Here is a 14,485-nt window from a genome sequence, read left to right as displayed (position 1 = left end):
TACCCTAATCAACTTTCCAACCAACTTCCTAACTTCTTCATGCTTTCCCTGATTGAAGTTAACCAGTAGATTTTTCAACAATATGTATATTATGTTAAATAATAAATGGTAATTGTCACATTCAAATATTAAGGATAACCTACTTTGAAACTATATCGCTTTGATGCGTAATTCTATAAAAAACATTGAATTTTCATGTTTTCTATTTATCCAGTATTTTGGAGTTGATAAGTGAGAGCAAAAAACTTTGGAAATCTACGATTCTCCTTCCAACACCTCATCATTTCTCTAGAGAATTTAGGCAAAGGAGATATTGATAACTCATTTCATTAAATTGAACCAAATGAGAATGATTTATTTTTAAAATCCTTTTAAATTAATGGGTTACATAAAAATTGATAAAATAAAATTGACTATTCTCAATAAAATGAGTAAAATTCATCCGCAAATACAAATTTTTTATTGTGATACATCTATTAACCGCATTGAGAAAAGGAGTTAGTTATGCTAAGTAAGTCAATTACAGCAAAATTAAACGAACAAATTAATCTCGAGTTGTATTCATCAAATGTCTATTTGCAAATGAGTGCATGGTGCCATAAACATGGTTATGAAGGCGCTGCAGCATTTTTACTTCGTCATGCCGATGAAGAATTGGAACATATGCAAAAGTTGTTTACTTATGTGAGCGAAACCAGTGGAATGCCTTTGTTAGGTAAAATTGACGCCCCTAAACACGATTACGCTTCATTAAAAGAAGTTTTTGAAACAACACTTGAACACGAAAAACTAGTGACATCTAAAATTAATGAGTTAGTTGAGAGTACTTTTGCAGAAAAGGATTACTCTACTTTTAACTTCTTACAATGGTATGTAGCTGAACAGCATGAAGAAGAAAAATTATTTAACAGTATTGTTGATAAATTCAAACTTCTTGGTGAAAGTGGTACAGCGCTCTACTACATTGATCGTGAATTAAAAACTTTATAAGAATAGGAGAAATAAAATGTTATCAAATAGCGTGATTAAACTATTAAATGATCAAATGAATTTAGAGTTTTATTCTTCTAACTTATATTTACAAATGAGCGCCTGGTGCGAACAACAAGGTTTCGAAGGAGCTGCAAAATTTTTATCAGAGCATGCGGCTGAGGAAATGCAGCATATGCGTAAACTCTTCACTTATTTAAATGAGACCGGCGCATTGGCTATCATCACACAAATTGATGAACCACCTCATCAATTTTCATCATTGAAACAAGTACTTGAATTAACTTATGAACATGAAAAGTTAATTACCTCTAAAATCAATGAATTAGTTGGTAGAACTTTTGAAGAGAAAGACTACTCTGCCTTTAACTTCTTACAATGGTATGTGGCTGAACAACATGAAGAAGAAAAATTATTCAGTGGAATTTTGGATAAATTAAATCTTCTTGGTGAAGATGGTAAAGGTTTGTTCTTAGTTGATAAAGATTTAGGCGCATTAACAACAAACAACTAATCAAGTCTGATGAAAAAGGCTAAGTCATTATCGATTTAGCCTTTTTTTATATCAAAATCTAGCTACTTTTGTCTAAAAGTGCGGTGCTTTAACGGTTCATTCTTACCGCCGATTAGGTTTTGAAATGTCCGTAAGACAGGCAGAGTGTTTGTCTTACGGATATTTTATTTTCAGACGGCCTTCGATGCTGCGTTGCAGTTGCGGTAGAAGGCAATCAGACCGTTGGTAGAGCTGTCGTGTGCCGGCGTACCGCGTTCGAGTTCGGGTTCGATGGTTTTGGCCAGTTCTTTACCGTATTCCACGCCCCATTGGTCGAAGGGGTTGATACGCCAAATTACGCCTTGAACGAAGGTGCGGTGTTCGTAAGCCGCCATCAGCATGCCGAGGTTGAAAGGTGTCAGGCTGTCGATGAGCAGGCTGTTGCTCGGGCGGTTGCCGGGAAACTCTTTCTGCGGCGCAAGTCGGTCGCGTTCGTCTTGGGGTAGGGCGGCCAATTCGATTTGCACTTCGTCTAGGGTTTTGCCTTTCATCAGCGCTTCGGCTTGGGCGAAGGCATTGGCAACGGTAAAGCGGTGTTGGCGGTGGTTGCCGTAGATTGTGGTCATGGGGACGATGAAATCGACGGGAATCAGACGCGTGCCTTGGTGCAGAAGCTGGAAGTAGGCGTGTTGGCAGTTGACGCCTTCGTCGCCGAAGACAATGCCGCCGGTGGTGCAGGAAACGGGTTGGCCGTCTGAAGTACGCTGTTTGCCGAGGCTTTCCATATCGAGCTGGTTGAGCCACGGGGTGAAGAGGCGCATGTTGTGGCTGTATGGGACAACGGTTTGGCCGTCTGAATGTTGGAAGTTGTTGTACCAAACGTTGATGAGCGCCATCAGGACGGGAATGTTGCGGCGGAACGGGGTCTCGAAGAAATGGGTGTCCATCGCGTGTGCGCCGGCCAGCATTTTGCGGAACGCTTTTTCGCCGACGGCAACCATCAGCGGCAGGCCGATGGGCGACCAGACGGAATAGCGGCCGCCGACCCAGTCGGACATGGCGAAGACTTTGTCGGGGGAGATACCGAAGTTTTGGGCTGCGGCCACATCGGCGGAAATGGCGCAGAAGTGTCGGTAGATGCCGGAATCGGGCAAACCTGCATCGCGGTACCAAGTACGCGCGGCGTAGGCATTGAGCAGGGTCTCTGGTGTGCGGAACGATTTGCTGGCAATGCTGAATACGGTGGTCTCGGGGTTGAGGCCGAGAAGGGTTTGGGTCAAGTCGGCATCATCGGAGTTGCTGACAAAGTGGACGCGGATGTTTTGCCAATAAGGCTGCAGCGCCTGTGTGGCCATGCGCGGGCCTAAATCGGAGCCGCCGATGCCGATGTGAACCAAGTCGGTAATGGGTTTGCCGGTAATGCCTGCGTGGGTGCCGTCTAGGAGTTGGCGTGCGAATTCGAGGGTACGGTTGAGTTCGTGATGAACTTTGGACACGATGTTTTCGCCGTCGACGTAAATGGGTTGGGCATTGGCCGGCAGGCGCAGGGCGGTGTGGAGGACGGCGCGGTGTTCGCTGGTGTTGATTTTTTCGCCGTTGAGCATGGCCTGCATATATTGTGGCAAATCGGCTGCTTCGGCCAGTCGGCACAATAAATCAAGGGTATTTTCATCCAGACGGTTTTTGCTGTAATCAAATAACAAACCGTGCAGAATTTCGTGCATATTGTTGAAACGTTCGGCATCTGCAGCGAAACGTTCGCGCAGGGTAACGTGTTGCGTATCGGCATGATGGGCTTCCAAGGCCTGCCATGCGTCTGAGTATGCGGTCATCTCGTTTCCTTAGTATGTAACGGTAAAATAAGCAGGATAGATAGGTATTTCCTGCTTTTTTGTAGTGGCTTGTAGTTTAACAAATTTGAACAGGTTTTGGGAGGTGGCGGGGGTGGTTTTATTTAAGAAATGTATGCAAAATGAAAAAGAAATGATTGATTATCATCAAGTTTCTGTAAAAAAAGGGGTATGACACCGATGTCTGCTGTGTTATCCTATGTAACATTATTGAAATCCTGTCGGGGCGAGTTCGTAAGATGGCTACAATTTATGATGTCGCTGCTTATGCCGGAGTGTCTCCCAAGACGGTCAGCCGGGTGATTAACGGCGATGCGCCGGTCAGCGATAAAACCCGTTCCAAAGTAGAAACAGCGATTGCCGCTTTGGGCTATATCCCGTCTTCTGCGGCGCGGATTATGCGGTCCCACCGTTCCGGCTTGGTCGGCCTGATTACCGGCGCCATTTCGCGGACGGGCGAGAATACGGGCGGACACGGCATTCCAGATATGTTCTTGATTAAGGGCATTCAGCAGCGGATTCGCGCACAAGGCAAGATTTTGATGATTGCCGACATCGACAACAAGCCGAGTCAGCCCGGTCAGATGGAGCCGCTGATCCGTACCTTTATGGAACACCGTGCCGAGGGGATTTTATATGTCGCCGGTTTCCATCAGGAAGTATTGTTGCCGGAAGTGCCCAACCGCTGCCCGATGGTGTTGGTCAACTGCTTTGATTTGGCAGGTACGCCGTCGGTTTTGCCGGACGACGAAGCAGGGCAGTATGGCTTGGTGCGCCGGATTATCCAAAGCGGACACAAACGGATTGCTTATGTGACTTTGCAGCCGGGTGTAGAAGCAACGAGATTGAGATTGGCCGGATACCGCCGGGCTTTGGCGGATGCGGATATTGTCTTCGATCCTGATTTGGTGCAAACTGGTTATCCTGACTTCAGCAATGACAGCGGGTCTTTGATTTCGGCTATTTTGAAGCTGCTGTCTTTGCCGCTTCCGCCGACGGTAATTTGCTGCGGCAACGATGAAATGGCAGTGCGCGTGTACGGGATTTTGAGGACGCGCTGCGTGCGGGTTCCCGAGCAAGTCTCCGTTGCCGGCTACGATAACCACAGCGCGATTGCGGAAACGCTGTTTCCGCCGTTGACCAGCACCGAGCTGCCTTATCTGCGCATGGGCGAAATGGCGGCGGATTTGCTGTTCCAATACATCGAACATCCGGCCGGTACGGCTCAGCCCGTCAAGGTCGTTGGGGAAACCATCTGGCGTCAGTCTGTAATGAATAAATAGTTTCAGACGGCCTAAAAATAAGCTTCAAACAACACAAACACACATCAAAACAAGATTATATAAACGGTCAAAATAAAGGCCGTCTGAAAACAGGGTTGCCTCATTAAAAAGGCGGCCCAATACAATAAGAGCGTCATACCGCTGAAATTGGAGTTTGTTGTTTCCATAGTTTATTATCCAGGAGTAGCCTTCCTATGAAAATCTCCCCACAAGTGGCGATGACACTTCGCCAGATTATGCTGATGAACTTCGGTTTCTTCGGCATTCAATACAGCTTCGGGTTGCAGCAGACTGCGATTAACCCGATTTTCAGCTTCCTTCATGCCGACCCGAGCCAATTGCCGATTCTGAATATGGCAGGCCCGATTACCGGTTTGCTGGTGCAGCCGATGATTGGTGCGATGAGTGACCGCACTTGGGTGCCGGGATTGGGCCGCCGCCGTCCGTATTTCTTGATCGGCGCCATCGGTTGCAGCCTCTGCCTCTTTATTTATCCGCACGTTACCGCCTTGTGGGTGGCCGTATTGCTGCTGTGGCTCTTGGACATTAGCAACAACACGGCAATGGAACCTTTCCGTGCCTTTATTGCCGATACCGTTCCTGAACACCAGCAATCCACCGGTTTCTTGATGCAGTCCGTGTTTACCGGTTTGGGTATTACCCTGGCCAACGTTTCCCTCTATATCTTCCAACAAATTGGCTGGTTGCAACAAACTTCCGAAGCGGGCATTCCGTATTGGGTATTCGGTTCGTTTTATATTGGTGCGGTCTGCTCCATCGGTTCGGTTTTGGTTACCGTTTTATCAACGGCCGAACGCGAGCCCAGCCCTGAGGAAATGGCGGCCATTAAAGCCCAGCCGAGCGGTCCGGCCCATGCTGTTAAAGATATTGTCGTTGCCGTGCGCGAAATGCCGACAGCCTTGTGGCAACTGGCTTTGGTGTATCTCTTCCAATGGTACGCGCTCTTCATCTACTGGCAATATATTTCCCACAGTATCGTCCAATCCGTTTGGGACTCGACCGTTGAGAATACCGAAGCGTATAGCCAAGCGGTTGCGTGGACCGGCCTGGTAAACGGTTTCTACAACGTGGTAACCTTTATCTCCGCCTTCGGCCTGATGTGGATGGCGCGCAAATACGCCGCCAAATATGTTCACGCCTTTGCCGTAACCCTTGCCGCGCTGGCCTTGCTCACCATTCCGCACATCGGCAACAAATACCTGATGTTTGCGCCGATGATTGGTTTTGGTGTCGGTTGGGCAAGTATGATGGGCGTGCCGTTTATGATTGTGGTCGGCTCTATCCCTAAAGAACGTTACGGCGTGTACATGGGTATTGTGAACATGATGATTGTGATTCCAATGCTGATTGAAACTGTATCTTTCGGCTGGGTGTACAGAACTTTCTTGGGTTCAAACCCTGCCAACGCGATGACTTTTGCCGGTGTTTCCCTGGCTATCGCCGCTGCGTTGACCTTAACCATTAAAACTGCGGCCAAACCGGCTACTGCAGAATAACGAAGTTTTGATTTAAAACCAAAATGAAAAGGCCGTCTGAAACATGAAAGGGTTTCAGACGGCCTTTTTGGTCGAAACAAATCATATTTGCCGACTTGATTCGGTAAGCCTTATTGACGCCGAGCTACCGTTCATCACTCAAATTGGCTATGACTGCCGATTTTGCTTTACAATATCCTTCTTTAATTAATTTCGTTTTACCATCCTGATGACAGAACACATTTCCGCTCCCAGTCCATTCCCCGTCGGCGAAGACTACCTGCTGTTAGGTCAATACGCCGAACGCGCCTATCTCGAATACGCCATGAGCGTGGTCAAAGGCCGCGCGCTGCCTGAAGTTTCAGACGGCCAAAAGCCCGTACAACGGCGTATTTTGTTTGCCATGCGCGATATGGGTTTGATGGCGGGCGCGAAGCCGGTGAAGTCGGCGCGCGTGGTCGGCGAGATTTTGGGTAAATACCATCCGCACGGCGACAGTTCTGCCTATGAAGCGATGGTTCGCATGGCGCAGGATTTTACCTTGCGCTATCCCTTAATCGACGGCATCGGCAACTTCGGCTCACGCGACGGCGACGGAGCGGCGGCGATGCGTTATACCGAAGCACGGCTGACGCCGATTGCGGAATTGCTGTTGTCCGAAATCAATCAGGGTACGGTGGATTTTGTACCGAACTACGACGGCGCGTTTGACGAACCTGTACATCTGCCAGCCCGTCTGCCTATGGTCTTGCTCAACGGCGCATCGGGCATCGCGGTGGGCATGGCGACCGAAATCCCATCACACAATTTGAACGAAGTCACGCAGGCGGCGATTGCGCTGTTGAAGAAACCGACGCTGGAAACCGCCGACCTGATGCAGTACATCCCAGCGCCCGACTTTGCCGGCGGCGGTCAAATCATCACGCCGGCGGACGAATTGCGCCGGATTTACGAAACCGGTAAGGGCAGCGTGCGCGTGCGTGCGCGTTACGAAATCGAGAAGCTGGCGCGCGGACAATGGCGCGTGATTGTGACCGAGCTGCCGCCGAACGCCAATTCCGCCAAAATCCTTGCCGAAATCGAAGAACAAACCAACCCGAAACCGAAAGCAGGCAAAAAGCAGCTGAACCAAGACCAGCTTAATACCAAAAAGCTGATGCTGGATTTAATCGACCGCGTGCGCGACGAGTCCGACGGCGAACATCCCGTGCGACTGGTGTTCGAGCCGAAATCCAGCCGCATTGATACGGATACCTTCATCAACACGCTGATGGCGCAAACTTCGCTGGAAGGCAATGTGTCCATGAACTTGGTGATGATGGGTTTGGACAACCGCCCCGCGCAGAAAAACCTGAAAACGATTTTGCAGGAATGGCTGGATTTCCGCGTTGTTACCGTAACACGTCGTCTGAAATTCCGCTTGAACCAAGTGGAAAAACGGCTGCACATCCTTGAAGGCCGTCTGAAAGTCTTTCTGCACATCGACGAAGTGATTAAAGTCATCCGCGAATCAGACGACCCGAAAGCCGATTTGATGGCGGTGTTCGGGCTGACCGAAATCCAAGCCGAAGACATTTTGGAAATCCGCCTGCGCCAGTTGGCACGTTTGGAAGGTTTCAAACTCGAAAAAGAATTGAACGAGTTGCGCGAAGAACAAGGCCGTCTGAATATCCTTTTGGGCGACGAAAACGAAAAGCGCAAGCTGATTATCAAAGAGATGCAGGCGGACATGAAGCAGTTCGGCGACGCGCGCCGCACGCTGGTGGAGGAGGCCGGACGCGCCGTGTTGACGCAGACTACCGCCGACGAACCCATCACGCTGATTTTGTCGGAAAAAGGCTGGATACGCAGCCGATCCGGACACAACCTTGATTTGAGCCAGACCGCGTTCAAAGAAGGCGACCGCCTCAAACAAACCCTCGAAGGCCGCACCGTTTTGCCTGTCATCATCTTGGATTCATTGGGCAGAACCTACACGCTCGATGCCGCCGAAATCCCCGGCGGACGCGGTGACGGCGTGCCGGTTTCATCGTTAGTCGAGCTGCAAAACGGTGCGAAACCCGTTGCCATGCTTACCGGTCAGCCCGAACAGCACTACCTGCTCTCAGGCAGTGGCGGCTACGGCTTCATCGCCAAACTGGGCGATATGGTCGGACGCGTGAAAGCAGGCAAAGTGGTAATGACCGTGGACAGCGGCGAAACCGTCCTGCTGCCCGTTGCCGTCTATGCATCTTCGCTCATCAATCCCGACTGCAAAATCGTACTGGCCAGCAGCGACCACCGCCTCTTGGCGTTTTCCATCGGCGAGCTTAAAGTCATGCCTAAAGGCCGCGGTTTGCAGCTGATGTCGTTGGCCGATGGTGCATCTTTGGAACACATTATGGTGACGACCTCTCCTGAGTTTACCGTTGTATCGGTCGGCCGCCGCAGCGCCGAGCATCAGGAAAAACTGCGGATTGCCGATATTGACGGCAAGCGCGGTAAAAAAGGCAAGGTATTGGAAATATCAGGCCATCTGAAAAGTTTGTCCTGAAACAAGAACAAATATATCTAAATAAATTAAATTTATACGACATTGCATGATAATAAAAAAGGTTCACTTATGAACAGAGCCAATCTTCAAGAACTGGGTAATCTGAGGGAGCGGATTCCCGGTGTAATCAACATTGCCCGAATAGCCATCGTCTTACCGCTTTTAGTTTTGCACGCTTTCGGCAGCTACACAGGCGGCAACCTGATTGGCATTTCGTTGCCGGACGTTGAGTTTTATATCTGGGTAACGCTGTATTTCCTCCTGATTATGCTCTCCGTGTTCCGCCCGGGCTGGCAGTGGCAGTCTTTGGATTTGCCCAATGCCAGTGCCGTGGTCGACATCACCATGATGATGGTTTTGGTGTATATCTCCGGCGGTACGGCTTCTGGTTTCGGGATTTTGGTTTTGCCGTTTGTCGCCACGTCGTGTCTGCTCAGTTATGGCCACTATCCTATGCTGTATGCAGGCTATACGGCAATGTTGTTTATTTTGAACCTGTTTTTAGATGGCAGTATGCGTTTCGATTCATTTAATTGGGACGCAAAATCAATGGTGAATTCTTCGATGCTGATCGGCGCAGGCTATCTGGTGGCGATGCTGACATCGTTTGCCGCCCGTTATTTGGAGCAGGCCACAGAGTCCGCCAGCCGCCATCAACTGGCCTACCGCCGTATCAGCGGCTTGAACCATTTGGTTTTGAACCGCGTACAGGAAGCGGTTGTGGTGATTGATGCGACCCAACGCGTGTGGCTGTTTAACAAACAGGCAAAAATCTATTTCCCCAGCCTGATTATCGATCAGCAGGAAATCGTGTTTGGCGAGCTAGTCGCACGCTGGCAACGTCAACCCGACAAACCTTTTGAAACCGATATCCATATTTTCCAACACGCCATGCACGTCCGTGCCGTTCCGCTGATTCAGGAGCAGACCGAGCTGCTGATGTTGTACGTCCGTTCATTGCGTGAAGTGGCTGCGGAGGCCATGTCCACCAAGCTGACTTCGCTTGGACAGTTGACTGCCAACCTTGCCCACGAAATCCGCAACCCGATGTCCGCCATCCGTCATGCCAGCGATTTGTTGCAAGAGGGTGATGAGGCAGATCCGCTCAAGGCCAAGCTCTACAACATCATCGACAGCAATATCCAACGCATCGACAAGATGTTGGAAGATGTATCCCTGCTTAACAAACGAGACAACATCAGCCGCCAGCCGATTAATCTGATGAAATTTTGGTTGGAATTCAAGCAGGAATTTACCTTGAATAATCCCGATGCCATCGGCTGTTTGCGCATGAATATGGACGGCAACAACCTGACCGTATTGGTTGACTCCATGCATTTGCAGCAAGTGATGTGGAACTTGTGCAACAATGCGTGGCGACACAGCCGTCAGGACGAAAACGCCATTACCGTCCTGATCCGTTCAAGCGGCAGGATGCATATTTCCATCGTAGTAGCGGACAACGGCAAAGGCGTTCCGCCCGATGTACGAAATCATTTGTTTGAGCCGTTTTACACCACCGAAAAACAAGGCACCGGCTTAGGGCTTTATGTCGCACGCGAGTTGGCACACGCCAATATGGGGCAGCTGCATTATCACCCTGAAATGAACGGGTTTGAATTGATTTTACCGAAGGAGCAAGTGCAGGATGAATAAATTGCAAGAGCCGGTTTTGGTTGTCGATGACGAGGCAGACATCCGCGACCTGATGGAAATGACCCTGATGAAAATGGGTCTGCGCGTCGATACTGCGGCTGGTGTTGAAGAAGCCAAAGACAAGCTGGACAACAACGATTATTCACTGGTGTTGACTGATATGCGTATGCCTGACGGCTCCGGCCTCGAGGTTGTCCAATACATCGATGAATTGATGCTCGACACACCCGTCGCCGTGATTACGGCTTTCGGCAATGCCGACCAAGCCGTTGAAGCCTTGAAAGCAGGGGCGTTTGATTATCTGCAAAAACCGATTACGCTGTCGCAGTTGCGTTCATTGGTTAAATCGGCAGTATCGGTTTCAGACAATACTGCCGAACCCACGCCGTCTGAAAAAGTCAAATCGCAGCCTGCGCCTGTTTCTGCCGCCCTGTATAAACCCGACCCTCAGCCGGCCAAGCCTGTCGTGACGCCTCCTAAGAGCGTACAGAGCGAATTTAACCGGCCTTTGACTGTTCCGGAAGGGCTCAATTCCTTAAAAGAGCGTTTTTCGGCCGGCAGCATTAATCCTGCTCTGCAACAAGACGCACCCATATTGGAAGGCGAGGACGATATGCCGCGCCTGTTGGGCACCTCGCCGCAAATGGTCGAAGTACGCCACCTGATTCGCAGATTGGCCCACAGCCTTGTTCCCGTTTATATCTCCGGAGAGTCCGGTACGGGTAAAGAGCAGGCAGCGCGCACGATTCACGAGCTGTCCGACCGTGCCGACAAACCGTTTATTGCCGTCAACTGCGGTGCCATTCCTGAAAACCTGATGGAAAGCGAATTTTTCGGTTACAAAAAAGGTAGTTTTACCGGCGCGGATCAAGACCGTTTAGGTTTTTTCCAACATGCTGACGGCGGCACTTTGTTCCTTGACGAAGTTGCCGATTTGCCGCTTGCCATGCAGGTCAAACTCCTGCGTGCCATTCAAGAAAAAGCCGTGCGCCGTATCGGCGATGCGCGGGAAACCTCTGTGGATGTGCGCATTATTTGTGCGACCCACAAAAACCTCGAAGCTTTGGTTGAAAGCGGCGCGTTCCGTCAGGACTTGTATTACCGCCTCAACGTTGTCACTCTACACATGCCGCCTTTGCGCGAAATGCGCGAAGACTTGGGCGCGCTGATTCTGTATCTGCTGTATAAACACCGTCACGGCAATCAAACCTACAAACTCAGCCCGAAAGCCCAAGAAGCCCTGTTGCATTACAGCTATCCCGGCAACTTCCGCGAGTTGGAGAATATCCTCGAACGCGCCGTTGCGCTGACGGTCGGCCAAGTGATACAAGTGGACGACTTGCAGATTCAAAACGCCCCTCAGGTTAAGGCAGAACGCAGCGGCTTCTCCTTTGACGATATTGCCGAACCTGATGCGCGCGAAACTATGCTCAATCACAGCCCCATTCCGCCGTTTGATCCGCGTACCATGCAGATACAGGATTACCTTGACCAAGTGGAACGCAGCATCATCGAGCAGGCTTTGCAGCAAACCCGTTACAACCGTACCCAAGCCGCCAAACTTTTGGGCATCAGCTTCCGCTCTATGCGCTACCGCATGGAACGCCTAGACATCAATTAAAACGTTCAGACGGCCTGAGTTTTCAAGGCCGTCTGAAACATAAGCCTTATGTACAAGATTTATTTTGACGAAACCACATCTGCCGAACTTCGCAGCCTTGCTGCGCCTTTCGGGCTGACCGTTATCGACCGGCAGCCTGAAGAAGGCAGTTTCCTTATCGCTGACGAAAGCGGCATCAGCTTGTGCCGCGCCGGTGAAAAAGGCCGTGTCCGCGTTGATTTTGATGGCGGTGCCGCCCATTATCGGCGTACTAAAGGCGGAGGCGAATTGATTGCCAAAGCCATCAACCACACTGCGCAACCGACTGTCTGGGACGCTACCGGCGGACTGGGGCGCGACAGTTTTGTGCTTGCCTCGTTGGGTTTGAAGGTGCAAACTTTTGAACAAAATCCTGCCGTTGCCTATCTACTTTCAGACGGCCTCAACAGGGCAGTGCAAAGTGAAGAGACACGGGAGATTGCCCAGCGTATTACTTTGCACTTCGGCAATGCCGTTGATTTAATGCAGGAATTGGCAACGAAAAACGGCAGACCCGATGTGGTGTACCTTGACCCGATGTACCCGGAGCGTCGCAAAACCGCCGCTGTGAAAAAAGAAATGGCTTACTTTCACGACTTGGTCGGCTCGGCACAAGATGAAGCCGAGTTATTGGATGTGGCATTGAATACCGCCAAAAAGCGTATTGTCGTCAAACGCCCGCGCTTGGGCGAATTTCTTGACGGGCGCAAACCTGCTTATCAATACACAGGCAAAAGCACGCGGTTTGACGTTTACCTTCCGACAAGGCCGTCTGAAGACTAGAAGCAAACTTGCAACATATCAAAAGAAACCGCCGGTGTTATCAGTGCGGTGGCAAAGTGTGATATAAATACCCTTTCCCAAACTTCATTGGAGCAAACTATCATGGAATTAGTATTCATCCGTCACGGACAAAGCGAATGGAACGCGAAAAACCTTTTCACCGGCTGGCGCGACGTCAAGCTGAGCGAGCAAGGTTTGGCAGAAGCCGCAGCAGCAGGTAAAAAGCTGAAAGAGAAGGGATACGAGTTCGACATCGCCTTTACCTCCGTTCTGACTCGTGCCATCAAAACCTGTAACATCGTTTTGGAAGAATCTGATCAACTGTTTGTTCCACAAATCAAATCATGGCGTTTGAACGAGCGCCACTACGGCCAGCTGCAAGGTTTGGATAAAAAGCAAACTGCAGAAAAATACGGCGACGAGCAAGTCCACATCTGGCGCCGCAGCTACGACACCCTGCCTCCGCTGCTCGATCCTAAAGACCCTAACTCCGCCCACAACGACCGCCGCTATGCCAACCTGCCTAGCGATGTTGTACCTGATGGCGAAAACCTCAAAGTTACCCTTGAGCGCGTCCTGCCTTTCTGGGAAGACCAAATCGCTCCGGCCATCTTGAGCGGCAAACGTGTATTGGTTGCGGCACATGGCAACTCCCTGCGCGCTTTGGCCAAACACATCGAAGGCATTTCCGACGAAGACATCATGGGCTTGGAAATCCCAACCGGTCAGCCGCTGGTGTACAAATTGGATGAAAACCTGAAAGTAATTGAAAAATTCTACCTGTAAGGTAAAGGGAAAAAGGACGTGGCGGACACGTCCTTTTTTGTATTTGTCTGTTTGAGGCCGTCTGAAAGCAATTGATGGCGGACGAAATGAAAAAAGGACGCGTAAAGCGTCCTTTATGGAGATTAAAACCTGAAAAGTATTACTGGTTTTTCTCGATGATTTCTTTGAGGTGAGGCATAGGGCTGTAACCGCTTTGGCTGCGGCCGTTAGGGCAGACCACGGTTGGTGTACCGTTGAAGCCGAATTGTTCGCCCAATGAAGTGGTTTTTGCAACAGGGTTTTCGCAGTTTGCTTTGCCGCTTGGGAGTTTGCCTTTACGCATCCAGTCGATCCATGCCTGGGTCGGATTAGGTTGGCACCACAACAGCTCGGCTTTGCGCGCGGCATCAGGGTGCAGGCTTGGAATCGGCATCATGAAGGTATAAATCGTGATGTCGGTCATTTTTTCAAACTCATGCTCCAAGCGTTTGCAGTACGGGCAGTCCGGATCGGAGAAAACAGCGACTTTTAGTTTACCGTTGCCGCGTACTTCTTTGATGGCTTTGTCCAAAGGCAGGGAAGCGAAGTCGATTTTGTTTAAATCGGCGGCGCGTTCTTCAGTCATGCTTTGGCGCGTGTTGACGTTGATGAGGTCGCCAACAAGCATATAGTCGCCTTTGGCATCGGTATAGATGATTTGTTTGCCGCTAACGACAACTTCATAAATGCCTTTAATCGGTGTTTCACTGACGCTCAAAACTTTCAAATCTTGGGCGGCATAGACTTTTTCCAGACGCGCTTTCAAAGAAGCGGCAACGGATTTGTCGGCAGGCGCTTCCGCTTTGGCAGCCGGTGCAGGCGCTGCGTTGGCGTTGGATACGGCAGGTTGACCGCATGCCAACAAAGGAAGGACGGCAAACGGCGTTAAGATTTTGATTAACTTGGTTTTCATGCGAGAGACTTGCGTGTGTTGAAATAAGGCATTGTATCAAACCTC

General features: G+C 50.0%; 11 protein-coding genes. 9 read left to right on the top strand and 2 right to left on the bottom strand.

From position 1 onward, the window contains the following. Positions 1-504: 504 nt before the first annotated feature. Together ftnA (HMPREF3139_RS00630) and ftnA (HMPREF3139_RS00625) are read left to right on the top strand one after the other, a co-directional pair. A complete protein-coding gene (ftnA, locus tag HMPREF3139_RS00630) occupies positions 505-990 on the top strand; it encodes a non-heme ferritin (protein ID WP_003686837.1) in 486 nt (161 codons plus the stop codon). 16 nt (positions 991-1,006) lie between these two features. Next, entirely contained in the window at positions 1,007-1,504 is a 498-nt protein-coding gene (gene ftnA / locus HMPREF3139_RS00625) for a non-heme ferritin (protein WP_003686798.1), read from the top strand. A 170-nt stretch (positions 1,505-1,674) separates the two neighbouring features. On the opposite strand, the gene pgi is transcribed toward ftnA (HMPREF3139_RS00625), so the two are convergent. Continuing rightward, a complete protein-coding gene (pgi, locus tag HMPREF3139_RS00620; protein ID WP_070459478.1) occupies positions 1,675-3,315 on the bottom strand; it encodes a glucose-6-phosphate isomerase in 1,641 nt (546 codons plus the stop codon). Positions 3,316-3,572: 257 nt separating this feature from the next. Here pgi and HMPREF3139_RS00615 point away from each other — a divergent pair, with 257 nt between their 5' ends. From HMPREF3139_RS00615 to HMPREF3139_RS00585, 7 genes are all read left to right on the top strand, one after another. After that, on the top strand, positions 3,573-4,616 hold the full coding sequence (locus HMPREF3139_RS00615; RefSeq protein WP_070459476.1) for a LacI family DNA-binding transcriptional regulator: 1,044 nt from the start codon (positions 3,573-3,575) through the stop codon (positions 4,614-4,616). A gap of 194 nt (positions 4,617-4,810) precedes the next feature. Next, positions 4,811-6,133: an MFS transporter gene (locus HMPREF3139_RS00610; protein WP_049348776.1), complete on the top strand. Its 1,323-nt coding sequence runs from the start codon at positions 4,811-4,813 to the stop codon at positions 6,131-6,133. Positions 6,134-6,341: 208 nt separating this feature from the next. After that, on the top strand, positions 6,342-8,645 hold the full coding sequence (parC, locus tag HMPREF3139_RS00605; RefSeq protein WP_070459473.1) for a DNA topoisomerase IV subunit A: 2,304 nt from the start codon (positions 6,342-6,344) through the stop codon (positions 8,643-8,645). 69 nt (positions 8,646-8,714) lie between these two features. Further along, on the top strand, positions 8,715-10,301 hold the full coding sequence (locus HMPREF3139_RS00600) for a two-component system sensor histidine kinase NtrB (RefSeq protein ID WP_070459470.1): 1,587 nt from the start codon (positions 8,715-8,717) through the stop codon (positions 10,299-10,301). After that, positions 10,294-11,922: a sigma-54-dependent transcriptional regulator gene (locus HMPREF3139_RS00595; protein WP_070459467.1), complete on the top strand. Its 1,629-nt coding sequence runs from the start codon at positions 10,294-10,296 to the stop codon at positions 11,920-11,922. Before HMPREF3139_RS00600 ends, HMPREF3139_RS00595 begins: the two co-directional genes overlap by 8 nt. 48 nt (positions 11,923-11,970) lie before the next feature. Beyond that, a complete protein-coding gene (locus HMPREF3139_RS00590) occupies positions 11,971-12,723 on the top strand; it encodes a class I SAM-dependent methyltransferase (protein ID WP_070459465.1) in 753 nt (250 codons plus the stop codon). Positions 12,724-12,825: 102 nt separating this feature from the next. Continuing rightward, the gene (locus HMPREF3139_RS00585; RefSeq protein ID WP_070459462.1) at positions 12,826-13,509 is read left to right on the top strand and encodes a 2,3-diphosphoglycerate-dependent phosphoglycerate mutase; all 684 of its coding nucleotides are present in this window, start codon (positions 12,826-12,828) and stop codon (positions 13,507-13,509) included. Between the two features lie 139 nt (positions 13,510-13,648). On the opposite strand, the gene HMPREF3139_RS00580 is transcribed toward HMPREF3139_RS00585, so the two are convergent. Further along, complete coding sequence (locus HMPREF3139_RS00580; protein ID WP_070459459.1) at positions 13,649-14,440, bottom strand: DsbC family protein; 792 nt, start codon at positions 14,438-14,440, stop codon at positions 13,649-13,651. Between the last annotated feature and the right edge of the window lie 45 nt (positions 14,441-14,485).

This window comes from Neisseria sp. HMSC15G01 (assembly GCF_001808255.1).
In the GTDB taxonomy this organism is placed as follows: Bacteria; Pseudomonadota; Gammaproteobacteria; order Burkholderiales; family Neisseriaceae; genus Neisseria; species Neisseria subflava_A.
The sequence above is the reverse complement of the archived record's forward strand: the minus strand, read 5'-3'. Positions and strand labels throughout refer to the sequence as shown.

Bases quoted from the DNA above. Each gene is read 5' to 3' on its own strand.
- ftnA (WP_003686837.1), top strand. From the start codon at position 505: ATGCTAAGTAAGTCAATTACAGCAAAATTAAACGAACAAATTAATCTC.
- ftnA (WP_003686798.1), top strand. From the start codon at position 1,007: ATGTTATCAAATAGCGTGATTAAACTATTAAATGATCAAATGAATTTA.
- pgi (WP_070459478.1), bottom strand. From the start codon at position 3,315: ATGACCGCATACTCAGACGCATGGCAGGCCTTGGAAGCCCATCATGCC.
- HMPREF3139_RS00615 (WP_070459476.1), top strand. From the start codon at position 3,573: ATGGCTACAATTTATGATGTCGCTGCTTATGCCGGAGTGTCTCCCAAG.
- HMPREF3139_RS00610 (WP_049348776.1), top strand. From the start codon at position 4,811: ATGAAAATCTCCCCACAAGTGGCGATGACACTTCGCCAGATTATGCTG.
- parC (WP_070459473.1), top strand. From the start codon at position 6,342: ATGACAGAACACATTTCCGCTCCCAGTCCATTCCCCGTCGGCGAAGAC.
- HMPREF3139_RS00600 (WP_070459470.1), top strand. From the start codon at position 8,715: ATGAACAGAGCCAATCTTCAAGAACTGGGTAATCTGAGGGAGCGGATT.
- HMPREF3139_RS00595 (WP_070459467.1), top strand. From the start codon at position 10,294: ATGAATAAATTGCAAGAGCCGGTTTTGGTTGTCGATGACGAGGCAGAC.
- HMPREF3139_RS00590 (WP_070459465.1), top strand. From the start codon at position 11,971: ATGTACAAGATTTATTTTGACGAAACCACATCTGCCGAACTTCGCAGC.
- HMPREF3139_RS00585 (WP_070459462.1), top strand. From the start codon at position 12,826: ATGGAATTAGTATTCATCCGTCACGGACAAAGCGAATGGAACGCGAAA.
- HMPREF3139_RS00580 (WP_070459459.1), bottom strand. From the start codon at position 14,440: ATGAAAACCAAGTTAATCAAAATCTTAACGCCGTTTGCCGTCCTTCCT.